This window comes from Mesorhizobium sp. P2_F5, from assembly GCF_056403715.1.
The window spans coordinates 515,983-541,534 of record NZ_JBFUEY010000003.1 but is presented as its reverse complement, the minus strand read 5'-3'; the positions used below and the strand labels follow the sequence as shown (position 1 = coordinate 541,534).

Genomic DNA, 25,552 nt, shown 5'->3' with positions numbered 1-25,552 from the left:
GCCTTACTCCCCCGGCCCCTTGCACGCCACGATCTGCTCCTTGGTGTACGTCGTCCACTCAGGGATCGAGATCGAGACCGGCCATTCCGGGCTCAGTGACGGATCTGCCGCTGCCTTCAGCTTGGCCTTGCCTTCGTCGGTGGCGTTGTCCCACAGCTGCGGGTCGACCAGCACGGTCTGCTGCGCCGGCTTCTTGCCGTCGAGGATCTGTAGCGCAAGCGTCACGCCCGCACCACCGATCGAGCCGGGGTTGGTGACGGCCGCACCGACCAGACCCTTGACCGAGCTCAACTGGCCGACGAAGCCGGCATTGTCGGCGCCGACGATCGGCACCAGCGGCGCCTGCGATTCAACCAGCGCGTCGACGATGACGTTGTCGATGCCCGACGTCCAGATGCCGTTGAACGGCGTTCCCGTCGACAGGAAGGAGAGGATCTGCTGCTTGGCCTGGTCCTGCTGCCAGCCGGTGAAGACTTCCTGCGCGACCTTCACGTCGGGGTTTTCGGCCAGCGCCTTCTTGAAGCCTTTGTCGCGATCAGAGTCGGCCGATGCGCCGGCGGCGCCGCGCATGTAAAACACCTCGCCCTTGCCGCCCATCTGCTGGAACAGCCATTTGGCGCCGAGATAGGCGTACTGCTCCTGGTTGTTGGAGATGATGTAGGCCGACGGTTCGGTGACCGCCTGGTCGACGGCGACGACGACGATGCCGGCCTTGGTGGCTTCCTCGAGGCCCGCCTTGATGCCGGCGGGATCGGCGGGGTTGACGACGATGGCGTCGACCTTGGCGCTGATCAGATTGCGGATGTCTTCGAGCTGGCCGGCGGCATCGGTGTTGCGGTGGGCGATGTTGAGCTTGGCCACCTCACCGGACGCCAGCGCCTGCGCCTTCATCGCGCAGACCATCTCCTCGCGCCAGCCATTGCCCTGCACGGTGTTGGAAATGCCGATCGTGTATTTGCCTTCGGCCGACGAGACGCCCACCGAGGCGAGGATGGCTACGCCGGCAAGCAGCGGGACCATGGTCAGTATTTTCTTCATGTCAGTACTCCTCCACATTGTTTTTCAGTTCCAGGGTTTTGCTCCCGACGGGGTCAAAACCAAGCCATTCACCTCGTCATTTGACGAAGGGACGCAGCACGTCGCGGGCAAGCAGGAAACCGCGCTTGACCTGATCGTCGCTGCCTTCAAAGCGCCTGTCCTCATGTTCGATGATGACGGAGCCGTCATAGCCGGCGCGGTAGAGCCCGGAGAAAAAGCCGCTCCAGTCGACATCGCCCAGCCCCGGCATGCGCGGCACCTGCCAGCCTATCCCGGCCGAGAGGATTCCGCGCTCAAACAAACCATCATGATCAATCATCAGGTCCTTGGCGTGGACATGCAGCATGTAGGGACCGAATTCCCTGATGAAACGGGCCTGGTCGATCATCTGCCAGACCAGATGCGAGGGGTCGAAGTTCATGCCGACCTCACCGCCCCAGGCCTCCAGGATGCGGCGCCAGATCTGCGGCGAATAGGCGATGTTGTGCCCGCCCGGCCATTCGTCATAGCTGAAGATCATCGGGCAGTTTTCGAAGGCGAGTTTTACACCGTGGTCGCGCGCATAGGCGACGATCTCGGGCCAGACTTTCAGCGCGTCCTGCCAGTTGACGTCGACGGTCTTCGAGGCATCGCCACCGCAGAAGGTGTTGACGACGGACACATCCATAATGGCGGCCAGCACGATGACCTTCTTCAGATGGCCGATGACCGCCTCGCGGTGCGCAGGGTCCGGATGCAGCGGGTTCGGATAATAGCCAAGGCCGGAGACCGTCAGCTTCTTCTCGGTCAGCGACGCGACGATTTCTTTCGCCTGCGCGGACGAGGTTGAAGCGGCGTCGATATGGCTGGTGCCGGCATAGCGCCGCGTCGCGCCAGAGGTCTTCGGCCAGCAGGCGATCTCCAGCGCCTCGAAGCCGACGGAATGCGCCCAGCCGGCGACCTCGCCAAGCGGCGTCTCCGCAAACGGCGCGGTGAGCAGTCCAAGTTTCATAGTGCCTCCCCTGGTCGTGGCTTCACGGCCAAATCCTATAATGCCGATTGTTTGGATCGCTTCAACCGTGCGACCTCATCTTGTTCAAGACTGTGCCGCACGGCCGCCATCGGATCGTCCGAAAGCAGGTCGCCCAGCGCCGATGTCACGGCCGCGCGGAACGTCTCGTCGGCGGCAAGGCCGGGGTCGAATATCCCGTCGATGGCAAGGATGGCGGATGCCAGCGCCTGTGCATCGCGCCCTGTGGCGTCGGCGATCGCGGCGACCTTATCCGCATAGGGGTCCGACCCCGGCCAGTGTTTGCCGAAGCGCTCTGAGGCCTGGATGAGGTAGGCCATCCAGCCGGCAACCGGCACCGACAAAAGACCGATGCTGGCGCCCTGGCTCAGCCGGTCGCGGATCGGGTTGAGCAGGCGCTGGACGATCTTCTGCGAACCGTCGGTGGCGATCTGGTGATTGCGATGCCGGATCGCGGTGTTCTTCAGCCGGGCAAGGCTCTGCTCGACATAGGCGAGCGGCAGGATGCCGGATACCGGCATCAGCGTCGGCACAGTCTCCTCGACCAGCATGCGCCTGATGAAGTCCGACAGCAGCGGGTCGGCCATGGCATCCGATGTGTGCTCGAGACCAGCAAGCACGCCGAGCGTGGCAAGCGATGTCTGGGCGCCGTTCAGCACCCGCATCTTGAGATGCTCGAAGGGCGTGACATCGTCAACGAAAGTGGCGCCGACCAGATCCCAGCGCGGCATGCGGCCGGCAAACTTTTCCTCGATCACCCATTGCCGGAACGGCTCGCCAACAGCGACGACGGCATCGCGGTAGCCGAACCACTGCTCAACACTGTCGAGATCATCCTGCGTCACCGCCGGCGCGATGCGGTCGACCATGGACGAAGGGAAGGCGGTATTGGCTGCGATCCAATCCGCCAGCCCATTGCCGCGCCGTTCGGCAAAGCTGCGCACGACACTGCCGAGGATGATGCCATTGGCAGGAATGTTGTCGCAGGAGAGCAGCGTCAGTGGCCTTCCATGCGTGGCCATGCGCAGCTCCAGCGCCCGCACCAGCAGGCCAGGCACGCTGCGCGGCGTCTCCGGGTTGGCGAGGTCGTGGACGATGTCGGGATGGCCGAGATCGAGTTCGCCGCTCGACGGGATATGGCAATAGCCCTTTTCGGTCACAGTCATCGTCACCAGTTCGATGTCGGGCGACACCAGCACGCCGAGCGCCGGTGTGGCACTTTCCTGGCTGTCGACCACCCTGACGATGCTGCCGATGACGCGCGCCTCGATGTGGCTGTTTTCGCGGATCAGCCTGGTATAGAGCCCGCTCTGCCGTCCCAGCGTGTCGGCAAGGCTGGGCGGGCGGATGTTGATGCCGACAATGCCCCAGCGGTCGAAGCGCAGCGAGATGAGATCGTCGGTGTATTCGGCCTGGTGGCAGCGGTGGAAGGCGCCGACGCCGAGATGCGCCATGCCGGGCGCCAGCATCGTGCGGTCATAGGACGGTGTCTGGACCGATGCCGGCAAACGGTCGAGCAATTCGGGCCCGAGCGTTTCGACGGCGCTCACCGGTTCGCCCCGATCACCGCCTGCTCCTGGTCGATCACGGCGCCGGTCATCGGCCCGGCAGCGTCGGAAAGCAGGAAGACGGCGAGGCTGGCGATATCGTTCGGCGTCAGCAGCCGGCCGAAGGGCTGCGCGGCGCTGGCCTTGTCGAGCCAGCCCGGGCCGTTGCCAAGCGTCTCGGCCTGCATGACGCGTTCGGCCGGCGTGTCGGTCCAGCCGACATTGATGCCGTTGACGCGGATGCGGTCGAAACGGTGGGCGTTGGCGGCGTTCTTGGTCAGCGTCGCCAGCGCACCCTTGCTGGCGGAGTAGACGGCGAGCTCCGGCGAGCCGCAATGGGCGTTGATCGACAGGATGTTGACGATCGCTCCGCCCTGGCCGCGCTTCTTCATGTCGGCAATGGCCGCCTGCATCAGGAAGAACGGCGCGCGCGCGTTGACGGCGAACAGTGAGGCCCAGTCGTCGAGGCTGGCGTCGAGGAAGGAGGCGCGGTCTGTCAGCCCGGCGGCGTTGACGAGAGCGTCGATGCGGCCGAAGCGCTCGATGCAGGCCTGCGCCAAAAGGGCGGGGGTTGCCGGGTCAGCGAGATCGGCGGCGACGAAGATGGTCGGCGTGCCCAATTGCGAAAGCTCAGCCGCCACGGCCTCGCCACGCTTCTTCTCGCGGCCGGTTACCAGAAGGCCGGCCGCACCGGAGCGCGCAAGCGTCTCGGCAATGGCGCGGCCAATGCCTTGCGTCGACCCGGTGACCAAAGCCACCTTGCCGTCCAGCCGGATCTCCATTCCTCCTCCCGGAACAAAGTTTCTATTTCTGAAGATATGGAATGAAAATTCTGGATAGTCAATTGTGCCAGTTGTGCTTGATGGCACGCCAATCGCCGAAGTCAGCGCCCCTCACCTGCCTGCCGGCATCCTCTCCCCGTATAGTGACGGGGAGAGGGGCGCTCTCATCGCCGCCTTCGCCAACCATCCGCGTCGCAAGAAGAGTGCCAGCGTTGCGGCCAGCCCCTTCTCCCCGTCACTATACGGGGAGAAGTGCCCGGCAGGGCGATGAGGGGCAGCGCTGACTTCGGCTATTCATGGTCGCCGTCACAAGTCGAAAACTCGATCAACATTCATTCGCCGCGCCGTGCCGCCACCCCATGGACCAGCGCCATTCCTACAGCGAGTGACGCCGCTAGCGAGCGAAAGCCGGCAAAGTCGGATTCCACCACTTCCAGCCAGCTGTCGGACAGCGGGATCAGCGGGCTGAAGGTGCTGTCGGTGATGGTGACGATGCGGGCCTTGCGCTCATGCGCCACCGCCACGAGGTCGGGCGTGATCGAATTGTAGGGGCTGAACGAGACCGCCAGCACGGCATCCCGGCCGCCGATGCAGCCGATCTGATCGAGTGCCGAGGAGCCGACATTGTCGACCAGCACGTTGCGCACGCCCTGCTGTGACAGGGTCAGCGACAGATAAGCGGTGACCGGAAAGGCGCGCTTGGAGCCGATGACATAGATCAGCTCGGCGTCCGCCAGCAGTGCCACCATCTTGTCGAAACTCTTTACGTCGAAGCCGGCCTCGATGCGGCCGAGCGAGGCCTGCGATGCCCCGACCATGCCGCGCAGGAAATGCAGGTTGGGCTCGGTCTCGGTGCGCGGCTCGCCACGGCCTTCCGGCCACGATCCCTTGATGTGTTCCTTGAACAGGCCCTGAAAATCGGAAAAGCCGGAATAGCCGAAGATCTGGGCAAAGCGCACCAGCGTCGAGGGCTGCACGCCGGCCTGCGCCGCCACCTGCGCGATGGTGCCGAGCGCGACATCGCTCGGGTGCTGCCACAGGAAGATCGCCACCTGGCGCAACCGCTTGGGGAAATGCACCGTGCCCGACGACAGCACCGCGCGCAGCTCCTCATAGGTCTGCGGCTGGATGTAGCCGAGTGCCGCCAGAGAGCGCCCGCGCTTGCGCGTCGCCGCCTCGTCGGTACTGGATCGCCCAGACGCCTTGCTTGCCCCACTCATGATTTCAGGCTAGCGCGGTACGATCGTTTTACAATATGAAAATTGGAAATCGTGTTCGAAGTGGTGACTGATGCGAACAGTCAAAAGCAGCGCTCTACGGCGCCCCCCTCTGTCCTGCCGGACATCTCCCCCACGGGTGGGGAGATTGGCAGTTTCGCCTTCGGCTCCCCTCTTGCAACGCCTGAGATTGGCGAAGGCCGCTGTGGCAGCCGATCTCCCCCCTTGTGGGGGAGATGTCCGGTAGGACAGAGGGGGGCGCGACAGAATTCGACGACGGCAACAAAACAGTCCTTCCTGGGAGGAAACATGGTCTACGCAACATCGGATGGATCGGCGGGCAAGCGGCTCAGGGTCGGCATGGTCGGCGGCGGCCGCAACGCTTTCATCGGCGCCGTGCATCGGCTGGCCATGCGGCTCGACGACCAGATCGTGCTGGTCGCCGGCGCGCTGTCGTCCGACCCGGAAAACGCCGCCGCCTCTGCGGCCGAGATAGGCATCGCGCCGGAGCGCAGCTATGACGACTATCGCGCCATGGCGCGGGCTGAAGCGGCGCGGCCAGACGGCATCGAGGCGGTGGTCATCGTCACGCCCAACCATCTGCACGCGCCGATCGCCACCGCCTTCCTCGGAGCCGGCATCGACGTGATCTGCGACAAGCCGCTGTCGACGACGCTAGCCGATGCCGAGGCACTGGTGGCGTTGGCGCAGGCGAAGAAGCGACGCTTCGTCGTCACGCTGAATAACACCGGCTACGCCATGGTTCGCCAGGCGCGCGAGATGATGTCGGCGGGCGAACTCGGGCGGATCGTGTCGGTGCATGGCGCCTACATCCAGGACTGGCTGACGAGGCCGATCGACGCCGAAGGCCAGAAGCAGGCGGAGTGGCGCACCGATCCGGCGCGCGCCGGGCAGTCGGCGGTGCTGGCCGATATCGGCGTGCACGCCTTCAACCTGGCAAGCTATATCTCCGGCTGCGAAGCCGAGGCTGTGTCGGCCGATCTGTTCACCGCCGTGCCCGGACGGCGGCTCGACGACAATGCGCATGTGCTGGTGCGCTGGACCGGCGGCGCGCGTGGCACCATCCTGGCCAGCCAGACCTCGCCCGGCCACTACAACGATCTGTCCGTGCGCATCTATGGCGACAAAGCCGGCCTCGAATGGTCGGGCGGCCGACCGGAGGAACTGCGCTTCTCCGTCTATGGCGAGGAGACCCGCACGCTGGTGCGCGGCGGCCATGGCTCGACTGCGGAAGCCCAGCGCGTGTCGCGCATGCCGGCGGCGCATCCGGAAGGCTATATCGAGGCCTTCGCCAATTTCTACCGCGACGCCGCGGATATTATTCGGGTGCATCGCTCGGGTGGGGTGGTCGATGCGGCACGTGCGGCGCAAGTGCCGGATGTTGTGGATGGTGCGCGGGGGGTGAAGTTTGTTGCTGCGGCGGTGGAGTCGAATGCCGCTGCTGGGGCTTGGACGGCGGCGCGGTTTGGGTGAGGGGGCAGCTGTGGTTCAGCGGCAATGGCAATTCCCTACGGCGTTCCCCCACTCCGTCTCGGCTTCGCCGAGCCACCTCTACCCCCACATTCGTGGGGGAGAGGAAATGCTAATCGCGAGAGGGCTCGGCCTCGAAAAACTTGGGTTTCCTTTCCATCGAAAAGCTAGCGTTTCCTCTCCCCCATGGACATGGGGGAGAGGTGGCTCGGCGAAGCCGAGACGGAGTGGGGGCTGGCGCTGCCCTAATTGGTTGCTGCGGCAAACCGATCCGCATTGAAGCCATCGACTCTCAGCCGCGCTTCCACCGCCACCGCCATCGACAGCACCTCTTCATCCGCAAACCGCCGTCCAACAATCTGCAACCCAACCGGCAACCCATCCGCCGCCAATCCGACAGGCAGCGACAGCGCCGGCAGTTGCGGCAGCATGTTGAAGGGGCAGGTCAGGTCGAGCCCGTTGAAGCGGCCGTCGGGCAGGGTCGCAACGTAGTCGTCGTCGGTCTCGCTCACCGGCGGCGCCGTGATGGCGCAGGTCGGGCACAGCAGCGCGTCATAGCGTTCGAAAAGCCGCGCCATGTCCCGCCACATCGACGTGCGCAGCAATTCGACCCGCTTGTATGTGGTCGCATTCATCGCCAGCCCGCGTTCGATCATCGAGACCACCGACGGGTCCATGTGGTGGCGATGGTCGGCAAGCTCATCGCCGAAGAAGGCCGACATGAAGACGCACCAGAGATCGAACCATTCGTCGTTAACGGCGCGCGTCCAGCCCATCGGCACCTCGTCGACTACGGCCCCCGCGCTGCGCATCTCGGCGACGGCCTGTCGGATCACGGCTTCGACCTGCGGCTGGATCTGGTAGTAGCCGAGGTCGAGCGACAGCGCGAAGCGCTTGCCTTGGAGCCCGCCCGACCGCGCCGCCGCGCCGTCAAAGCCGATCGGCAGCGAGGAGATGTCCTCGTCGCTGCCGCCCGCGGTGGCTTCCATGAAGGCAGTGGCATCACCGACGCTGCGCGCCAGCGGGCCGAAATGCGAGATGTTGTCGAACACGCTGGGCAGGATGGTCATCGGGATGCGGCCGAGGCTCGGCTTCAGCCCGACGACACCGCAGAAGGCTGCAGGAATGCGCACGGAGCCGCCCATATCCGTGCCCTCGGCAAAAGGCACCACACCTGTCGCGACGGCTACACCAGCGCCGCCGGAAGAGCCGCCGCTGGTACGCTCCGGATTCCACGGGTTGCGGGTCACGCCCCAGCGCGGGCTGTTGGTGAAACTGGAAAAGGCGAATTCCGGTGTCGTCGTCTTGCCGATCAGGATGGCGCCGGCCGCTTGCAGGCGGCGGACGCAGAGCGCCGTCTCGGTCGGTACCCAATCGCCTTTCGTCCACGAGCCCAGCGTCGTCAGGTCGCCGACGGTCGGCGTCAGATCCTTGGCCGCGAACGGCACGCCATGCAGCGGCCCGGTCGCTTCGCCACGCGCCACCGCGCGGTCGGTGAGGCGTGCCGCTTCCAGTGCCTGCTCCTCGCGGATGACGGCGAAGGCATTGAGGGTTGCGCTGACCGCCTTGGCACGGCGGATGGACTCGCCCACAATCGTCTCGGCGCTGAAGGCACCCAAGCGGATGCCGTCGGCGATCGCGACGGCGTTGAGGTCCAGCGGATGGCTCATGGCGAGGTTCTCCTTGTGCTGGTCGGGCGGACCTGTGCAATCTCGCCGATGCCGCCGCTACGAGACCTGTCGTTTCGATGAAACCCGCCGCCAGAGGTTCGCCTCCGTCCTTCGATGCGTGGAATGCCGGCCTCGGTACCGCGGCAGCCGCCATCGGCGCGCGTGGATTTCCCGATGCGCTGGCGGCGGCGCTGCGGCTGCTTACGCCCTTCCAGATGATGAACGGTTTTCTCTATTCGCCCGCCGGCCGCGCCTTCGACCTCTACAATGAGAAGATCGTCGCCGAGCGTTCGATCATCGTCGACCGCTATCTCGCCGGCGCCTATGTGCTGGACCCGTTCTACGACGCGGTGCGCGGCGACGGCAGCGAGCGCATGATCGTCATGCGCGAACTCGCGCCCGACGATTTCCTGCACACCGAATATTTCCGGCGGCACTACGCCACCACCGAGATCGGCGACGAGATCGGTTTTGTGCTGAAGCTGGAGAATGGCTTTGCCGGCGTGCTGTCGCTGTCGCGCACGGGTGCTGCGCCGCTGTTCGCCGAAGACGAGCTGGCACGGCTGAGATCCGCCGCGCCCATCGTCTGCGCGCTCGCGGCACGGCACTGGTTTCATGTGCCTGGCCTCTCGCTCGACATCAAGGACGCGACCCCTGCGGCGCGGATCGAGCATCCGCTGCTGACCCGCCGCGAGCTCGAGATCGTCACCTTGGTGCTTAAAGGGCACTCCAACCTCTCGCTCGCCGCCGTGCTGTCGCTGTCGCCGAACACAGTGAAGGTGCATCGGCGGCAGATCTATTCGAAGCTCGCAATATCGAGCCAGGCGGAACTGTTCCGCCTGTTTCTCAATTAGCCTATTCGGCGAAATCCATCTCCGGCGGCGCGACCTGGAAGAAGCGGGTGAGGTAGGCGAGATAGGCGACGCCGACGGCCAGCCAGACCAGGCCGAGCACCTTGGCGTGCTCGTCGAGGTTCCACAGCAGGAAGAGGTCGCAGACCGCCGCCAGCGCCGGGACGATCAGCCCGATCAGCATGCCGAGCGAGCGCACCTGCTGGTCGCTTTTGAGATAGAGCGCGATCACCGAGACGTTGACGGCGGTGAAGGCGAGGAAGGCGCCGAAATTGATGAAGGAGGTCGAAGTGGTGACGTCCATGGTCAGCGCCGCGAGGCCGATGGCGCCGACCAGGATCAAATTGAGGATCGGCGTGTGCCACTTCGGATGCAGATTGCCGAAGAACGAGGCCGGCAGCACGGTGTCGCGGCCCATGGCGTAAAGCAGCCGGCCGACACTGGCTTGAGCTGCAAGGCCGGAGGTGAACTGCGCCACGACCAGCGTTGCCAAGAAGATGGTCACGAACAGGTCGCCGCCGATCGCCTTGGCGATTTCGGTGGCGGCGGCGTCGACCGAGACGAAGTCGGCGCCGGGATGGGCAAGCTGGGTGATGTAGGCCGAGGCGATGAAGATCAGGCCGCCGGCCAGCGCGATGATCAGGATCGCCTTCGGCATGGTGCGCCTGGCATCCCTGGTCTCCTCGGTCAGCGTCGACACGGCGTCGAAGCCGAGGAAGGAATAGGCGGCAATCGCGGCACCCGCCACCGAGGCCGAGAACGGCACGCCTTCCCTAAAGAACGGTGTGACCGAAACCAGGCCACCGGGGCCATTCAGCGCCACCACATAGCGGGCGGCCAGCACCAGGAAGGCGACGAGCACGCCGAGCTGCACCAGCATCAGGATGAAGTTGATGCGGTTGGCGAAAGCGATGCCGACGACGTTGACGATGGTCGTCACCGCGATGAAACCGACGATCCACACCCAAGCCGGAACCGCGGGGAAAGCCGAGGTGAGATAGGCGGCGCCGATCAGCCAGATCACCATCGGCAGGAAGAAATAGTCGAGCAGCACCGCCCAGCCGACGAGGAAGCCGATGCTGGGGCTGATCGAGCGGCGGGCATAGGTGTAGGCCGAGCCGGCGACCGGATAGACGCGCGCCATGACGCCATAGCTGATGGCAGTGAGCAGGATGGCCGCGGCCGCCACGAGATAGGCCATGGCGGTGGTGCCCTGGCTTGCCGCGGCAAGCGCGCCGAAGGTGCCGAAGACGATCATCGGCGTCATGTAGGCCAGGCCGAAAAGCACGACGGACCAGAGTCCGAGCGCGCGGTCGAGTTTGACAGTGTCTTGCATTGTTCCGCCTCCGGGAAGCTTGTGTCCGATGCTTTTTCCGGAGGCTGCCAGAAGAGCAGGCGTCCGGTCGCATTTCTCGAAGTTGAGATGGAGCATGACTTAGCCGGCGCAGCTCGGCCATAACCCCAAGGGATTATGCGGGCGCGCTCTTGTGCGGAGAGTAGACGCGCTATCGAAGCGCAGATGGCGGCAGCGTTGCCAGGCCTGCATGCGGCGGATACCTTCGCACCTGCTCGAAGGAGGGACCTCTCCATGTCCATTGAAATCATCCGAACAGCCCAGGCACCAAAAGCGCCGCCTACTTACAGCCAGGCCGTGAAGGCAGCCGGCCTGATCTTCGTGTCGGGGACAGGTCCCTATGATCCGCTGACGGGAGCGATCGTTGGCGCCACGATCCAGGAACAGACCGCGCAGTGCCTGAAGAACATCTCGGCCATTCTCGTCGCTGCCGGGTCATCGCTTTCCCAGATCGTCAGCGCAACGGTCATCGTGCTTGAAGAGGCCGACTTCGCCGGCATGAACGAAGAATGGGTCAAATGGTTTCCCGAAAACCCGCCGGCGCGCCAGGGAGCGAAACTGCCCGTGCGTATTCCCGGATTGCGAGTTTCCATCGCTGTGATCGCTGCGGCCTAACAGGGCACAGCGCTGGCTTGTGTCTTGTCAGATAGCGGCTTCCGGCGGACTACAAAAGCCGCAGCCGCTGGTCGATCAACTGGAACAGCCGCTCATCATCAACCTCGGTGATGACATGCACCGGCTGGCCCTTGCCGGCGCTGTTTTCGACCGCCCGCGTGCGGCCATAGGAACCGGCCTGATCGCAGTCGACCTCGATCACCGCGTCGACGCCCCTGAACAAACTGGGGTCGATCAGGAACGCCATCACGCAGGGGTCGTGTAGGCTGGTGTCGCCGCTGCCGTAATGGCGCATCATGGCGATGGCGGTTTTCATGATCGGGCTGGCGTCGCGTTCGAGTTGGTCGAACCGCGCCTTGGTCAGCGTCGCGTGGCGGGTCACGTCGAGGCCGAACATCGTCATCGGGATGCCGGACGACAGCACCACTTGTGCTGCATGCGGATCGATCCAGATGTTGAACTCGGCATCGGTCGCGGTGTTGCCGGGGCTGAAGGCGGCGCCGCCCATGAAGGCGATGGCCTTGATCTTGCCGGCGATGGACGGCTCCTTGATCAGCGCCAGCGCGATGTTGGTCATCGGCCCGATGGGGCACAGCGTGATCTGGCCGGGCTCGCGCAGGATGGTATCGATGATGAAGTCGACCGCATGCTGGTCCTGCACCGTGTGCGTGGCATCGGGCACGCCAAGATCGCCAAGGCCATCGGTGCCGTGCACCGAGGCGCCTCTTTGTTCGTGCGGCAAAATGATCGGCCGGCTGCAGCCGGCATAGACCGGAATATCCCTGCGATTGGCCATAGCGGTGATGCGCAATGCGTTGCGGGTCGTCGCCGGCTGCGAGACGTTGCCGATCACCGTGGTGATGCCGACGATCTCGATCTCGTCGGGCGAGGCAAAGGCCAAAAGGAGCGCGATGGCGTCGTCGACGCCGGGGTCGCAATCGAGGATAATTCTGCTCTTGGCCATGCTTGAAATTCCATTCGTTCTGTATGGGCAAAAAGGGCCATCCTGGTCAGGATGGCCCCTTGGTCTGGGAGTGCCGCAGCGCCTACTTCAGCAGCTCGTTGGTGTAGTATTTCGAGGCGGGAAGGACCTCTTTGATCTGGTCGGTGTCCTTCAGCGCCTGCGCAATCGGCAGCCAGTTCTTGTCTTCCTGCATCATGTAGCCGGTGTCGCCCTTCATCAGGGCGGCGGTCAGCTTCCAGCCGGAGATGTTGTAGGCGAGGCTGCCGCCTTCCGGATAAGCTTTGGTGAACATTTCGGCGGCTTCCTCGGGATGCTCTGCGGCCCACTCGGTTCCCTTGATGGTGGCGCGCATCCACTTTTTGGCGATGTCGCCATGCTCGGCGAGGTAGGCGGTGGATGCGGTGTAGGTCCAAACCGGAACGTCGGGGGCGCCGGCGGCCTTGCCGATGAGGCTGGTCGGATCCTTCTTCAGCGTCTCCTGCACCTGCGGCACCAGATAGTTTTCGGTGTTGGTGGCGATGTCGATCTTGCCGGCGAGCAGCAGATTGGTGTCGGAATCCTGCGCGATGATCAACTTGACGTCGTCCTCGGTCAGCTTGGCGGCCTTGAGCACGAACGGCATCATCGCCTTGGTCCAGGAGTCGGTGTAGATGGCGATCGACTTGCCTTTCAGGTTGTCGAGCGACAGCGGCTCGCCGGGGCGGCCGAACAGGCCCCAATTGTTGCTCTTGGTGTAGAGGCCAATCGAGGTGATTGGGATGCCCTGCGAAGCGCCAAAGACGACGTCCGTCGTGGCCTCGAAGCCGATCTCAGCCTGGCCGACGGCGAGCAGCCGGGCGGTGGTCTGCGAGTCCGGCGGGAAGATGACATCGACCTTGATGCCTTCGGCTTCATAAAAGCCCTTCTGCTGGGCGACCAGCGTCGGGATCAGCTCGAAATCGGCGCTCGCCCAGTCATAGACGAAGCGAACCGTGGTGAGGTCGGCGGCGGTGGCCGGCGCCGCGGCGAAGGCAGCGCCGAGCGCCAGCAGGCCAACGGTTGCCGAGATCATTTTGGTGTAAGCACAGTGCATTGCATTCCCCTTTTTGGTTGTTGTCGACTGGTTGAAAATTGGCGGCGATTTCACGCGGCGGCTTGCGCCGGCTTCCACTGCGCCCATGCCGGTGCGATTGAGCGTGAGCGCCAGGGCGTCGCCAGCACTTCGAGCCCGAAGACGAGCAGGAACGAGCCGACGCCGATGACTGTGAGAAGCAGCATGGCGGCATAGACGCCGGCCGTGTTCATCTGCGCGTTGGCGGTGAGGAGATAGGTGCCGAGGCCCTGCTTGGACGACGCCGTCCATTCGCCGATGACGGCGCCAGTCACCGCATAGGTGGCGCCGATCTTCAGGCCAGAAAACAGTGGGCCGATGCAGGCCGGCAATTTGACGATGGCGAAGGTGCGTAGGCTTCCGCCGCCCATCAAGCGGGCGAGGTTCAGCATGTCGCGGTCGACGGACGCCAGTCCGTCCAGCACATTGACCACCACCGGGAAGAACACGATCCAGGCGACGATAATCAGCTTGGGCATCAGGCCGAAGCCGAAGATGATGACCAAAGGGGCGGCGATGGCGACGATCGGCACCGCCTGCGAGATGATCAGCGCCGGCATGACGAGGCGCTGGACGACGCGGATCTGCCCCATGGCGAGCGCCAGCACAAAGCCGATCAGGGCGCCGATGACATAACCGATTGCGGTTTCGTAGAGCGTCTGACCCGTCAGCACCGAGAGCCGCGGCCAGTTGTCGAACAGCGTCGAGAAGGCGAGTGCGGGCGGTGGAATGACATAGGGCGGCAGGCCCGAGACCCAAACCAGCGCCTGCCAGGCGACCAGGATCAGCACCATGGCTACGACCCAGATCAGGAAAGGTCCCGCCGCCGCCCCAAAACGTGTGTTCATCGCGTTGCTCCCGAATGCCCCGAAGTCAGTGATAGAGGTGCTGCATGATCTGCCGCTTCAGACCGACGAAAGTGTCGGTCGTCAGCACTTCCAGCGGCCGGGGCCGTGGCAGGTCGACGGTGAGGATCTCGGCGATGCGGCCGGGGCGTGGCGTCATCACCACGATCCGGTCGGCGAGAAAGATCGCCTCGTCGACATCATGAGTGACGAACAGGATGGTGCGCTTGAGGTCGCGCCAGAGCTGCAGCAGCCATTGCTGCATGCCGAGACGGGTCTGCGCGTCGAGCGCGCCAAAGGGCTCGTCAAGCAGCATCACCTGCCGTCCCGCGACGATGGTGCGCATCATGGCGACGCGCTGGCGCATTCCGCCGGACAGCGCATGCGGATAGTGATTGAGGAACTCGCCGAGGCCGTAGCGGCTGGCAAGCTCGGCCGCCTCGGTGCGGTCTTGCGAAGTGGCGCCGCGCGTCAGCGAGGCGGCCAGCGTGATGTTGCCGAGCACGGTTCGCCAGGGCAGCATCAGATCCTTCTGCAGCATGTAGCCGACCTGGCCGGGGCGGTTGCTGACATCCTGGCCGTCGAGCACGATCTTTCCGGAGCTTGCCTTGAGCAAGCCAGATACAACGTTGAACAGCGTGCTCTTACCGCAGCCCGAGGCGCCGAGAATGCAGACGAATTCGCCATTGGCGATATCGAGGCTGACATCGCTGAGCGCAACGACCGATCCGAAACGGACATTGAGGTTCTCGATCGACAGTTTGATCGGAGCGGATTCTTGCGATCCGGCAGTGCTGTGTGACTCCAGCGCCTTCGGCATTCAGAAATCCTCTCGATGCATGCTGGTTCGAAAACGCATAAGTCCTCCCATCCGGCACGGGCAGCAGACCGCCCATTGACCGAAAACAGCGCTGAAACAACGTAGGTAAACGTTTACCTAGATGATTATTTGGCTTATGTCAAATCGGCAGTCTGAGTTATGGAGAAGGCGACCTGTTTGTCGGGATCGCGATCCGTGCTAGTCGCGTGACGACGGTCGATGGCGACTGGAGACAGGCCATTGTTCGTCGAGTGGCGAGGGAATGTGGCAACAACGATCAAAGATATCGCCCGGCTGGCAGGCGTGACGGCAGCAACGGTCTCCAAGGTCCTCAATCGGAAAGACCAGTCGATCGGCGAGCAGACCCGCGAGAAAATCTGGTCGCTGGTCAAGGAGCTCAACTACACGCCGAACTCGATTGCCCGCTCGCTGATCACCCGCAGTTCGCGCGTCATCGGTGTCATCGTGCCGGATATTCTCAACGCCTATTTCACCGAGCTGGTGCGCGCCTGCGACCAGGCGGCGCGTGAGCGCGGCTATTCGACCATACTGTGCAATTCCGACAGCGATGCCGAAAAGGAGGCAGCGCATCTGACCTTCCTCGCCGGCCACGGCGTCGACGGCATCGTGCTTGCGGCCAGCGACCTGATCCCGGACGCGAAGCTTCTGGACCGGCTTCGGATTCCTCTGATCTCGATGGATCGCGAAGTGCCGGATCTCGAGTGTCTGGCGGCGCGCATCGATACGGACTACGAGCAGGGCGCCTTCCTGTCGGCCCGCCATCTGATCGAGGCCGGACACACGCGCATAGCCTTCGTCAGCGGCAATCCCTCGGCGTCGAACACCAAGGTCAGACGGGCGGGATACGAGCGGGCGCATCGCGAGGCCGGGCTGCCGGTCGATCTCGACCTGATCGAGTGCGGCGCCTTCAATCATCGCTTCGGATTGCTGGCGACGCGCACACTGCTCGACCGCACCAGTTTTTCGGCCATGTGCTGCATGAGCGACATGCTGGCGATGGGGGCGACGGTCGCGCTGCGCGAGCGCGGTTTGAGCGTTCCCGAGGACTGCGCGGTGATGGGTTTCGACAACATCTACATCGCACCGTTGCTGGTGCGGCCGCTGTCGACGATCGAACGGCGCATTTCCGAGGCCGGCTACCTCGCGATCGGCGCGCTGATCGATTTTCTCGACGACCCCACGCATCCACGCCGGATGGTGGTGATGGAGCCGACCGTGATCTTGCGGGAGACGACGTGACGAGTTCGTGTCAGGCAATTAATGCTGCGATTTGCTTTTCGCCATTACTGTGTGCGTTTCCGGGCCGCTGGCTCCGGACTATCCCTGCGGGCGCAGTGCGTCGGGGTTGAATTCGATGTAGCGCTGGACGTCTTGCAGCGTGGTGGCTGGATCGCCGCTGAACTTGGTCTGCGGGTACATTGATTGTCCGGGATGCACGGTGCGGACGTAGGCGGGTCTTTTGTCGGCGATGATGGTCGGCGCGCTGCGATAGGCGTCGAAATGCGGACCGACCTCGTAGACGGACCGAAACCTCGTTCCCGGCGCGACGATGTAGGCGAAGCCCATGGCGATCATCGGAATCCGGAACTGCCTTAGAAGCAGGACCCCGGCGTCGTCGAAACCGGCGAAGTAGCCATTGGGATGGGTAATGATGTGGCCGTGGAATGCCGGCCGCACATAGGCCGACAGGCGGCTCAGGAAATCGCGCGACAAGGCGTCGTCATCGTCGATGCGCAGATGTGCGTGCGGCTCATCGGGCCCAACGTCAGGATAGTCCATCGCGCCGATGGGAACGGGCACGATCCGCGCCCAGTCGTAAGGCGCAAGCGTCGCTTCGAGCAGCTCACGATGCGACGGCGGAAGCCCTTCCGAGACGTAGATGACCAGTTCGCGGCGCCCGCGCAGCATCGGCAGATCCTGGGTGAGCAGCGACGGCAACAGGATGGTGGAGAAAAACGTCAGGCGTTGCTGCAGCCTGTCGCTGTCGAAGAGCCAGGCCAGATGGTCTTGCGGACTGAGCTTGCGCTTCACCACCCAACCCTCCTTGCCGCCAAGGAAATGCACGCTGTAGCGGACGCTCAGCACGATCCTGGCGTCAGGATCCAGAAGCATCGGCCCATGTCGCCACAGCATCACGCTGCTGTAGAGGCCGATCCAGCGGATCCAGAGCCGGCGCCGGTAGGTGTAATATCTGGCTCTCAGCTTCCAGAGCTTCACGGTTCGCCCCGCAGGCTTTGCGGCAGGGCCTGTCCCGGCGGCCCTCCGCCGAGTTCAAGGGCAATGCTCGAAAAGGGCAAGGCATCGTAGCGTGCCTTCCTTGCCGGGCCGCCATCGCCGCGAACGAGCCTGGCCGGGCGCGACATCAGGATCAGCTCGGTCTCGCCGGGCAGGATGTCGATCTCACCGTCAATGACCAGCGTGATCGGGTGGGATCCCCTTGTCCATTTGCGGTAGCGGACGCGACAGATATGGCGCGTAGCGGTGTTGAGCTCGAATTCGATCCGGCGGCGCACCGGTGGCACGGCAAGGCGCAGCACGGCGTGGAAATGCACTGGCCCGGCGCCAAGCTTCGGGGGTATCGCGATGCGTTGCTCGACGGTTGGAGGCGAAGGGTCGCCGTCGCTTGCCGCGACGCCGCGGACCGCCAAAAGCCGATCCGGCGCGCGCGGCATTTCCTGGCCGGCGGCGCGTTTGCGCAGCAGCCGTGCTACGCCCTGCAGTGCCTTCGTGGCAATGCCGGCACCATCCCTTGGCCGCGCCTCAGCTGAAGCCAGCAGGTAGGAGAGCGGCCGCGCCATGCCCGCTTCCGACAGCGCAGTCATGACCTGCGTGGGGACGGGCAGTCCGGCCTCAGCACTAAGGTAGGCAAGTGCCAACAGCGCCGGGGCCTGCAACCGGCGGGATGCGACGACCGCTTCGAAGCGCTGCCAGTCGATCCTATGGCGCGACAGGATCGCCGCGGCGTCGACGAGCCAGTCGCTGCGCGTCTGTCCGGCAATGCCGCTATCGGCGATGGCCAGCGCAAGGCCGTCCTCTGGCGAAGGCAGCCACAAAGCGAGTTTCCCAAGCGAGGCCGGTCGTGCGCGTTCGCGCAAGCTAGCGTCGTCGCCGATACTGCCCCTGCCGGGAGGGAAAGGCCGGTTGTGGAGAAGAATGTCGCCGACTTCGTCCTTGAAAAGCCTGACGCCGCGCATCGATGGCAGATGCTCGCGCACATAAAGCGGGCTGACGCTCTGGACGGGCATCCAGCCGCGACGAAGCAGACTGTCGAAGGCGGTTCCGATCTCGTCGGGATGAACCAGGATGTCGATGTCGCGCGCAATGCGCGTGTCGGCATCGTTCGTCTCGGCAAGGCGCGCGGCCTCCCTTATCAGCAGCGGTCTTGCGCCGGCGTCGGCCATGGCCGACAGCGCCGGCATGATCTCGCGCAGCCCCATTTGCGAGCGGGTCCACAGCATCCGGCGCAGCCCGACCAGCCTTGGATAGGCCGCATGTCCGCTCAGGCGAGGTCCGAAGCGCGTGGCGATTTCAACCAGCAGGCGATGGTCGCGGGCCGGGGCGATGTCGATGTCGTTGGCCCTCAGCCAGGCATCGGCGTGCGCGAAAGCGATGGCGTTGTCGGCATGGATCGCGGCCTTGATCAGCCGGTCGTGCCAGCCGGTCGGGAAGGCGCGGCTGGGTGCCGGAAGCAGGGGCGGTCTCACCCAGGCAGCTTTCCGGCGCGGTTACGCAAGATCCGCTGGCGCGCAATATGGAGATAGCCCTTGTCCTTGAGCGGGTCGCGCCCGTAGGAAAGGCTCGTCGTGCTCACACGCCGCCGAACCAGCACTTGCGCCAGCATGTCGAGGCGAAATCCCGCCTCGCGGGCCCGTGCCAGCCAATCGACCATGTCGCCGCGATTTCCCGGTGGGTCGATGATCGGCCCGATCCGGTCGAACACATGGCGCCTGATGACCATGGTGGAGCGGAGCCAACCCGGCTGAACGCGTCCTGAAAGCGAACTCTCGCCGAAGAGTTCCAGGTTCGAAAAGACACCGTCAGTCGGCGCCTGCGCGGACAATAGCGACAGTTGCTGCTCCATCTTGTGCGCAAGCCAGACATCGTCGGCGTCGAGCGTTGCGATCAGCGCGTGCCGGCTTTCGCTCATGCCGCGCGTGGTCGCCGCGCCGGGGCCTGCATTGTCCTGCCTGATGACGCGCACCAGCCTGTGTGCCTGCGAAGCGAGAGCTGCGGTCTCGTCCGTCGACCCATCGTCGACCACCAGGATTTCCGCCGGCAGAACCGTTTGCGCGAGCACCGACGCGATCGCCTCGCCGATGGTCGCCGAAGCATTGTAGGCGGGGATGACCACGCTGTAGGGTTCGAGCGAGCCGCTCATCAGTCGACCTCGAAGTGGACGTTTTTCAGGGCCTGCATGTTGAACAGATGCTCGGGAATGCGTGCATCAGGATTGCCGCGCCGACGGATGATCGACCGGCGCAAGGCATGGATGAGGAACTTGATGACGGCTTCCTTGTCCCGCGTCATGTTGCCGGCGTGTTGCCGGTAGTAGAGCGCGTTGGTTTCCGTCAGCCTGTAGGGCACCCCGGTTTCGAAGGCGCGCAGCAGGAAATCCGTGTCTTCGCCTTGCGGCAGGGTCTCGTCGAAGAAGCCGATCCGATCGACCAGCGATTTGCGGAAAATACCCGCGCCGACATGGATGCTGCGGATGATGGCGCTGTTTGCATCCGTCGCCGGCATCAGCGTCTCGGGATCGATCCTGTCGATCATCGTCATCTGGCCATAGGTGAGCCCGATCTCGGGCGCCGCATCGAATTCCGCCAGGTCGGCGGCCAGCCGGCCGACGGTCGAAACGTCGTCGGAATCGAGGAAGGTGACGAAATCGCAATCCGGCGGCAGCTGCCGCAATCCGACATTGCGCGCCTTGGAGACGCCCTGGTTTTCTGTCCGCACCATCCTGATGCAAGGGTGCTGCTCGGCAAGACCACGTACGATGTCCGGCCCCTCATCGGTCGACCCGTCATCGACGACCATGATGTCGAGATCGCAGTCGGCCTGTTGGGCAAGCAGCGAGCGAAGCGCTGCTTCGATGAACGCCGCCCGGTTGTAGAGCGGCAGGATGACCGAGACCTTGCTCACGGCAGCGCGTCCAGAAAATCGCCGATGACCCGCGATGCGTCACCGGGTTGGCTGCCAAGGGCAAGGCCGAAACAGGGCAGGGAGCGAACCAGCGCGGCGAAGCGCGCAACGCCGCTATCGCGCTCGCCGGGCATCTGGAACAGTCCGGATGGCGCCAATGCCAGCATAGCCTTGGCCTGCGAGATCGACGTCACCCTTGTATGCTGCGTCTCGGCGACATGAGGCACCAGCAGGGCTCTTATGCTGAGCAACGGCGTCATCCGCACACCGAGGTCTTCGCTGAAGAATTCATACTTGCCTTGCCAGTTCTCCTTGCGGCCAATGCCGATGGTTTCGAAAAGGCCGAGGCGGCGAAGTCCGTCGGCATTCTGCTTGAGCGTGCGGAACACCGGACGTGCGGTCGGAAATCCATCCGTTGGCTCGAGCAGGACATAGTCGTCGCCGACGGACTGCAGCCCTTGCATCATGCCGTCGACGACGGTGCCGGATTTGCCCGATCCGCCGCGACCGATGAGCAGCGCGCCCTTGCCGTTGCGGCCGAGCGTGCCGGCATGGGTCAGCCGCATGCCACGGGCGCTGTAGAACCAGTGCAGGAAAACACGCAGCGGCGAGCCGGGCTCCCAGGGCGCATAGGCTTGCGCCGACTGCATCCACAGAAGACCGATATTCCGGCTGAGATCGAAGATGTGCCAGGATTTGCGGTCGTGATCGAATTCGGCCCGAAACGAGCTGTCCTCCAGCGCTTTCTCAAAGCGCCGCGAGTGGAATTCTTCTGGACCCCAATGCGGCGGCGTCATCAATCCATCGATGCCGGTCGAGGTGACAAGGATACGGCAAGCTTCGCGCCGGCCGGTTTCGTTGCCGTTCTGCCAGAGACGTTCGCTGGCCAGCGCGACATAGCCAGGATCTTGCGAGCAGAGCGAAACGTCGACACCGTGCAACGAAAGCCGCGCGGCCGGCGCCATCCGCTCCATGGCCTTTTCCGCCTGCTCGATGGCCGAGGCGGCGAACGGCAGCAGATTGCGGAGCGTTATGCCGTCGTCGATGGTCGAGGCGGGCGCAGCCAGCGTCATGGGCCGAACCTACGCCTCTTTCTTTATCGGCCAGCCGGCGGCTTCATCGGTGTCATGGATCGGGTCGGCGGTGATAAGATCGGCGATATCGTCGAACACTTCGAGCAGCATGGAATCTGACGCTTCATGCGCCGCACTGATCCAGTCCGCGGCCAACGGCAGGGTAGATGCTTCGAGGTCGGGGATGACAATTTCGTAGCCGGCGATCTGCGCGGCGAAGGCGCCTATCTCGTCTCGCTTGGCCGGCTGGGCGGCGGCCAGCGTCTCGATCATTTCGGCAAAGTCGAAGCCCCTGACGAGACCATCGAGCAAGGTGCTGCCTGAACGGGAGACTGAGAAATAGTGCCCTGTCGCCAGATTGAGGACGACATATTCGCCGTCGAAGTTCTCGCACGAAACATCCGTGCCGAGTTTGTACCGCCCGGATAAATTCAGAACCAACCCCTGTCACGCCCGCACCGCCTATCCCGGGGGTGCCGGGCCAAGAATAGACAAATTTCCCGAAAAAACCAAGGACCATGAGCCGGCACTAATGATCAAGGTGGCACAGAATGGTGCCCGACCTGTGCAAAACTGCCAATTCGGAGCACCGAAAAAGCACTACCCGCTCAGCGCCGCTTTGGGCGACCGCCGGGAGATTTGTTGCCGCGCGGGCCGCTCTGAACCGGCGTATTGCCTTGGTTTTCCTCGGACAGTTTGCGCCAACGGGCAAGGCGCTCTGGATCGAGCGTGCCAGCCTTCAAGGCAGCCTGCACCGCGCAGCCCGGTTCGTGGACATGGGTGCAGTCGCGGAACTTGCACAGCGGGGCCAATTCGGTGATTTCGGCAAACAGCGTGTCGATGCCGGAGGCGACGTCGCTGACATGCAGCGTGCGCATGCCCGGCGTGTCGATCACCCAGCCGCCGCCGGCAATGGCGTGCAGTGATCTGGCTGTGGTGGTGTGGCGGCCCTTGGCATCGTGCTCCCGGATGCCCGCGGTCAGCTGTGGCGATTGCTGCGCCGAGCCGGCCAGCGTGTTGACCAGCGTCGATTTGCCGACGCCGGACGAACCGACCAGCGCCACCGTTTGACCCGCTCCGCACCAGGCGGCGAGGGCGGTTGCGGCATCGGCGACGCGCGGGTTCAGCATCACCACGGCCAGTCCACGCTGCAGGGCGGCGGCCTGCGTTAAGTACGTCTCGGCGTCATCAGCTGTATCTGCCTTGGTCAGCAGGATCACCGGCGTCGTGCCGGCCTCGTTGGCCAGCGCCAGATAGCGCTCGAGCCGGGCGATGTTGAAATCGGCATTGCAGGAGGTGACGATGAACAGTGTGTCGACATTGGCCGCGGCCAGCTGCGGGACCCTGCCGCCCTGGGTGCGGCGCTCCAGCACCGTCTTGCGGGTAAGGCGGCGGCGCAGCAGATGCGTATAAGGTTCGACAAGCACCCAGTCGCCGACGGCATAGTCGCCAGTGTTCGCATTCGCCGGCAGCGTCAGATCCGTTGGCCCTGCCAGAGACAGGCCGGCCAGGCGATCACGGTGCACCGAGGCAATGCGCGTAGGGACGAGATTTTCCTCATCGGCTTCAAGCTGGTCGCTGAAAAACTCCGCCCAACCCAGGCTTGCGAGTGAGGCGGGATCTGTCACAGCCTTGGCCAAGGGGACGGTGTCTCAGGCATCGAGGGGATCCTTGGCACATGGCTGCGGACAAACAGCCTTCGGAGCGGGGCGATGTTCCGAGCCGTTCTATGGGCGGCATGGCGGGGTTTGGCAAGCCAGGCCATCAAAGCATGGCCTGGCATCCGCCCCTGCCGGGAGCGTGAGCAAATTCATAGAGGAGCACCGGCTGAGGCGTAAGATGGCTGTGCACCGCAATGTCTTTGCGAGGCTGTCATCCAATTCTTGCATTGTTCAGCATTCAACTCCAGCCACTGGGAGCAGCCATGCGTGTGACTAAGGGCAATGATCATCTCAAGGTGAAGGCGGTTGCCGGCACGCGTGTCGTGCTGCTGGCGCTGGATATGGACGAAGCGTCCCGCGAGGGCTTGCTCGGCTTCGCGGTCAAACGCGGGGTCAAGGGACACGAGCAGACCTGGCTGAGAGGCACCAAATATTTTAGGGATCTGGTTCCGCATCCCGACCCCAAGGACGACTATTCCTCGCGCGACCAGCCGTTCCAGACCTTCCTGTGGTCCGACTACAAGGCATTCGCGGATACGGACTACGATTTCACCATCGTCGCGCTCTATGGCGACATTCATGCGTTCGAGGAAAGGTATGAGCTCACATTCTCGATCCGTACTGAGGCTGAGGACGATCAGTATCATGGCGTCTGGTTCAATCGCGGTGCCATTGCCAGCCACGCTTTCGAGACAAAATTTCACAACAAGCGGCTGACCGACGAGATGACGGACAACGTCAGCGACGACGGCAAGCTGCTCGACGCGGAAACCGAGTGGCTATCGCGCGGCCTGGCGGAAGCCTGCCTGAAATACATCAACGAAACCGGCCCCGGCGAGGGGCTCCGCGTCTGCGCCTACGAGTTCACCTATCTGCCGATCCTGCGGGCGCTGAAACGCGCGCTCGATCGCGGCGTCGACGTCCAGATCGTTTATCACGACACCAAGAAAGACGACGATGCCAACCGCGCGGCGATCGTCAAGGCGGGGCTTCCGGACAAGGTTGTTCGCGGCGGCCAAGAGACGCAAATTCTGTTTCGGCGCACGCGCACGCCGATCCCGCACAACAAGTTCATCGTCAAGCTCGTCGGCGGCAAGCCGAAACGGGTCTGGACCGGATCGACCAATTTCACCGACACCGGCTTTTTCGGACAGACCAATGTCGGCCATCTGGTGACGGACGTGGATACGGCCAGGACCTATCTTGCCTATTGGACGGAACTGTCCGGTGATCCGACGCACAGCGTCGCGTTGAAGAACGCGACCGGGCTGACGCCCAATCCTCCCAACGTCATTGCAAAAAAGTCGATCGCGGCATTCTTCTCGCCGCGCATCGCCGACAACATGCTCGACTGGTACGGCCAGCGCATCACCGACACCACGACGCTGGCGATGATGACGATCCCGTTCAACGTGGCCAGCACGATACTTGCCGCGCTCGGCAAGAAGCAGGATGCGATGCGGCTGGTCGTGCTCGAGGACGTGCCGGCCGCCGAGGTCGCCGCGGCCGAAAAGGCCAATCGCGGCAAGCTCGCCTTCTCCAACGGCGCAATCCTGGGAAAATCCTTCATCAAGTACAAGGTGGGCGGCGCCAAGGTGGTGCCGATCGCCAATTCCGATCTCGATGAGTGGTTTGTCGAGGAAGAGCTGGCGCGCCCGACCAACAATGGCCACGTCTTTTTCATCCATTCCAAAGTGCTGCTGATCGACCCGTTGTCCGACGATCCGCTGATCTGCTCGGGGTCGGCGAATTTCTCCACCAACTCGCTGATCTCCAACGACGAGAACATGCTGCTGATCCGCGGCAATACACGTGTCGCCGACATCTACATGACCGAGGTCGATCGCATTTTCCGCCACTTCCGCTCGCGCGACATCATCAACCACAATGCCGAGGCGGGCGAGCACAACAAATGGCTGGAGCTCGACACGACCGGCAAGTGGATAAGCCCGAATTTCAAGGCGGGCAACTACAAGAACAACCGCCGGCTGCTGTTCTTTCCCGAGGCGGATGCCGGGACGTGGAGCGATCAGGCGGCCAACGATCCCGATCCGTTTGCGGACGAGAAGGAACGCGCCGCTGACAAGAAAAAGAAGAAACCGCCGCAGGCGTGAGCGCCGTTGGCGCTCGCCGTGGCGTGCTGTCTTCCTTGCGAGGGGAGGGGGATGGCCGGCGCCACAGGGGGCGGGGGGTTGGGATGGGGTTGCCTGAAGCACCGGCCAAAGCGGGACAAGTCCCACGCCCAACAAGCTAGCAGAGGTTGGATCGGTTCATATGGTGTGATCGCGGAACTGGCGCAAAGCCGCGTTTGCCGCGCCGCTTCGGTGTCGCCAAAGGCCGCGCAACCGGGGGTTTCCAGTGGGTT

At 63.9% G+C, this 25,552-nt stretch carries 23 protein-coding genes; 5 read left to right on the top strand and 18 right to left on the bottom strand.

Annotation, left to right across the window (positions count from 1 at the left end):
• Window positions 1–3: 3 nt before the first annotated feature.
• The 5 genes from AC1DYO_RS06550 to AC1DYO_RS06530 form a co-directional block, all read right to left on the bottom strand.
• Entirely contained in the window at window positions 4–1,038 is a 1,035-nt protein-coding gene (locus AC1DYO_RS06550) for an ABC transporter substrate-binding protein (RefSeq protein ID WP_477261435.1), read from the bottom strand.
• A gap of 76 nt (window positions 1,039–1,114) precedes the next feature.
• A complete protein-coding gene (locus AC1DYO_RS06545) occupies window positions 1,115–2,029 on the bottom strand; it encodes a sugar phosphate isomerase/epimerase family protein (protein WP_477261433.1) in 915 nt (304 codons plus the stop codon).
• 35 nt (window positions 2,030–2,064) lie between these two features.
• On the bottom strand, window positions 2,065–3,597 hold the full coding sequence (locus AC1DYO_RS06540; protein ID WP_477261431.1) for a mannitol dehydrogenase family protein: 1,533 nt from the start codon (window positions 3,595–3,597) through the stop codon (window positions 2,065–2,067).
• On the bottom strand, window positions 3,594–4,376 hold the full coding sequence (locus AC1DYO_RS06535; protein WP_477261429.1) for an SDR family oxidoreductase: 783 nt from the start codon (window positions 4,374–4,376) through the stop codon (window positions 3,594–3,596). Before AC1DYO_RS06535 ends, AC1DYO_RS06540 begins: the two co-directional genes overlap by 4 nt.
• A 332-nt stretch (window positions 4,377–4,708) precedes the next feature.
• Window positions 4,709–5,596 carry a MurR/RpiR family transcriptional regulator gene (locus AC1DYO_RS06530; protein WP_477261427.1) on the bottom strand — a complete coding sequence of 296 codons (888 nt, stop codon included), beginning with the start codon at window positions 5,594–5,596 and terminating at the stop codon, window positions 4,709–4,711.
• A 306-nt stretch (window positions 5,597–5,902) separates the two neighbouring features.
• On the opposite strand from AC1DYO_RS06530, the gene AC1DYO_RS06525 reads away from it, so the two are divergent.
• The gene (locus tag AC1DYO_RS06525) at window positions 5,903–7,087 is read left to right on the top strand and encodes a Gfo/Idh/MocA family protein (RefSeq protein ID WP_477261425.1); all 1,185 of its coding nucleotides are present in this window, start codon (window positions 5,903–5,905) and stop codon (window positions 7,085–7,087) included.
• Between the two features lie 242 nt (window positions 7,088–7,329).
• Here AC1DYO_RS06525 and AC1DYO_RS06520 read toward each other — a convergent pair whose 3' ends face one another.
• Complete coding sequence (locus AC1DYO_RS06520; protein WP_477261423.1) at window positions 7,330–8,754, bottom strand: amidase; 1,425 nt, start codon at window positions 8,752–8,754, stop codon at window positions 7,330–7,332.
• Between the two features lie 77 nt (window positions 8,755–8,831).
• Between AC1DYO_RS06520 and AC1DYO_RS06515 the strand changes: the two genes are divergently transcribed.
• Window positions 8,832–9,608 (top strand): helix-turn-helix transcriptional regulator, encoded by a 777-nt coding sequence (locus tag AC1DYO_RS06515; RefSeq protein WP_477261421.1) that lies wholly within the window; start codon window positions 8,832–8,834, stop codon window positions 9,606–9,608.
• Between the two features lies 1 nt (window position 9,609).
• Here the strand turns inward: AC1DYO_RS06515 and AC1DYO_RS06510 are convergent, their stop codons facing one another.
• Window positions 9,610–10,941 (bottom strand): APC family permease, encoded by a 1,332-nt coding sequence (locus tag AC1DYO_RS06510; protein WP_477261419.1) that lies wholly within the window; start codon window positions 10,939–10,941, stop codon window positions 9,610–9,612.
• A 183-nt stretch (window positions 10,942–11,124) separates the two neighbouring features.
• Between AC1DYO_RS06510 and AC1DYO_RS06505 the strand changes: the two genes are divergently transcribed.
• Window positions 11,125–11,574 (top strand): RidA family protein, encoded by a 450-nt coding sequence (locus AC1DYO_RS06505; RefSeq protein WP_477261417.1) that lies wholly within the window; start codon window positions 11,125–11,127, stop codon window positions 11,572–11,574.
• A 49-nt stretch (window positions 11,575–11,623) separates the two neighbouring features.
• Here the strand turns inward: AC1DYO_RS06505 and AC1DYO_RS06500 are convergent, their stop codons facing one another.
• The 4 genes from AC1DYO_RS06500 to AC1DYO_RS06485 form a co-directional block, all read right to left on the bottom strand.
• Window positions 11,624–12,538 carry a nucleoside hydrolase gene (locus AC1DYO_RS06500; RefSeq protein ID WP_477261415.1) on the bottom strand — a complete coding sequence of 305 codons (915 nt, stop codon included), beginning with the start codon at window positions 12,536–12,538 and terminating at the stop codon, window positions 11,624–11,626.
• Window positions 12,539–12,620: 82 nt separating this feature from the next.
• Entirely contained in the window at window positions 12,621–13,610 is a 990-nt protein-coding gene (locus AC1DYO_RS06495; RefSeq protein WP_477261413.1) for an ABC transporter substrate-binding protein, read from the bottom strand.
• 50 nt (window positions 13,611–13,660) lie between these two features.
• Window positions 13,661–14,476: an ABC transporter permease gene (locus AC1DYO_RS06490; protein WP_477261411.1), complete on the bottom strand. Its 816-nt coding sequence runs from the start codon at window positions 14,474–14,476 to the stop codon at window positions 13,661–13,663.
• A 25-nt stretch (window positions 14,477–14,501) separates the two neighbouring features.
• Window positions 14,502–15,293: an ABC transporter ATP-binding protein gene (locus tag AC1DYO_RS06485; protein ID WP_477261409.1), complete on the bottom strand. Its 792-nt coding sequence runs from the start codon at window positions 15,291–15,293 to the stop codon at window positions 14,502–14,504.
• A 264-nt stretch (window positions 15,294–15,557) separates the two neighbouring features.
• Between AC1DYO_RS06485 and AC1DYO_RS06480 the strand changes: the two genes are divergently transcribed.
• Window positions 15,558–16,553 (top strand): LacI family DNA-binding transcriptional regulator, encoded by a 996-nt coding sequence (locus AC1DYO_RS06480; RefSeq protein ID WP_477261407.1) that lies wholly within the window; start codon window positions 15,558–15,560, stop codon window positions 16,551–16,553.
• A gap of 78 nt (window positions 16,554–16,631) precedes the next feature.
• Here AC1DYO_RS06480 and AC1DYO_RS06475 read toward each other — a convergent pair whose 3' ends face one another.
• From AC1DYO_RS06475 to rsgA, 7 genes are all read right to left on the bottom strand, one after another.
• Window positions 16,632–17,531, bottom strand: a complete 900-nt coding sequence (locus AC1DYO_RS06475; RefSeq protein WP_477261405.1) for a glycosyltransferase — start codon at window positions 17,529–17,531, stop codon at window positions 16,632–16,634.
• A complete protein-coding gene (locus AC1DYO_RS06470; protein ID WP_477261403.1) occupies window positions 17,528–19,018 on the bottom strand; it encodes a nucleotidyltransferase family protein in 1,491 nt (496 codons plus the stop codon). The genes AC1DYO_RS06475 and AC1DYO_RS06470 overlap by 4 nt, the downstream gene beginning before the upstream one ends.
• A complete protein-coding gene (locus AC1DYO_RS06465) occupies window positions 19,015–19,692 on the bottom strand; it encodes a glycosyltransferase family 2 protein (protein ID WP_477261401.1) in 678 nt (225 codons plus the stop codon). The genes AC1DYO_RS06470 and AC1DYO_RS06465 overlap by 4 nt, the downstream gene beginning before the upstream one ends.
• Window positions 19,692–20,453: a glycosyltransferase family 2 protein gene (locus tag AC1DYO_RS06460; RefSeq protein ID WP_477261399.1), complete on the bottom strand. Its 762-nt coding sequence runs from the start codon at window positions 20,451–20,453 to the stop codon at window positions 19,692–19,694. Before AC1DYO_RS06460 ends, AC1DYO_RS06465 begins: the two co-directional genes overlap by 1 nt.
• Window positions 20,450–21,526, bottom strand: a complete 1,077-nt coding sequence (locus AC1DYO_RS06455) for a phosphoenolpyruvate carboxykinase (ATP) (RefSeq protein ID WP_477261397.1) — start codon at window positions 21,524–21,526, stop codon at window positions 20,450–20,452. The genes AC1DYO_RS06460 and AC1DYO_RS06455 overlap by 4 nt, the downstream gene beginning before the upstream one ends.
• Window positions 21,527–21,535: 9 nt before the next feature.
• Window positions 21,536–21,967, bottom strand: coding sequence for a hypothetical protein (locus AC1DYO_RS06450; RefSeq protein ID WP_477261395.1), 432 nt, complete (start codon window positions 21,965–21,967; stop codon window positions 21,536–21,538).
• 167 nt (window positions 21,968–22,134) lie between these two features.
• The gene (gene rsgA, locus AC1DYO_RS06445) at window positions 22,135–23,166 is read right to left on the bottom strand and encodes a ribosome small subunit-dependent GTPase A (protein WP_477261393.1); all 1,032 of its coding nucleotides are present in this window, start codon (window positions 23,164–23,166) and stop codon (window positions 22,135–22,137) included.
• A gap of 284 nt (window positions 23,167–23,450) precedes the next feature.
• Between rsgA and AC1DYO_RS06440 the strand changes: the two genes are divergently transcribed.
• On the top strand, window positions 23,451–25,301 hold the full coding sequence (locus AC1DYO_RS06440) for a phospholipase D-like domain-containing protein (protein ID WP_477261391.1): 1,851 nt from the start codon (window positions 23,451–23,453) through the stop codon (window positions 25,299–25,301).
• Window positions 25,302–25,552: the final 251 nt, after the last annotated feature.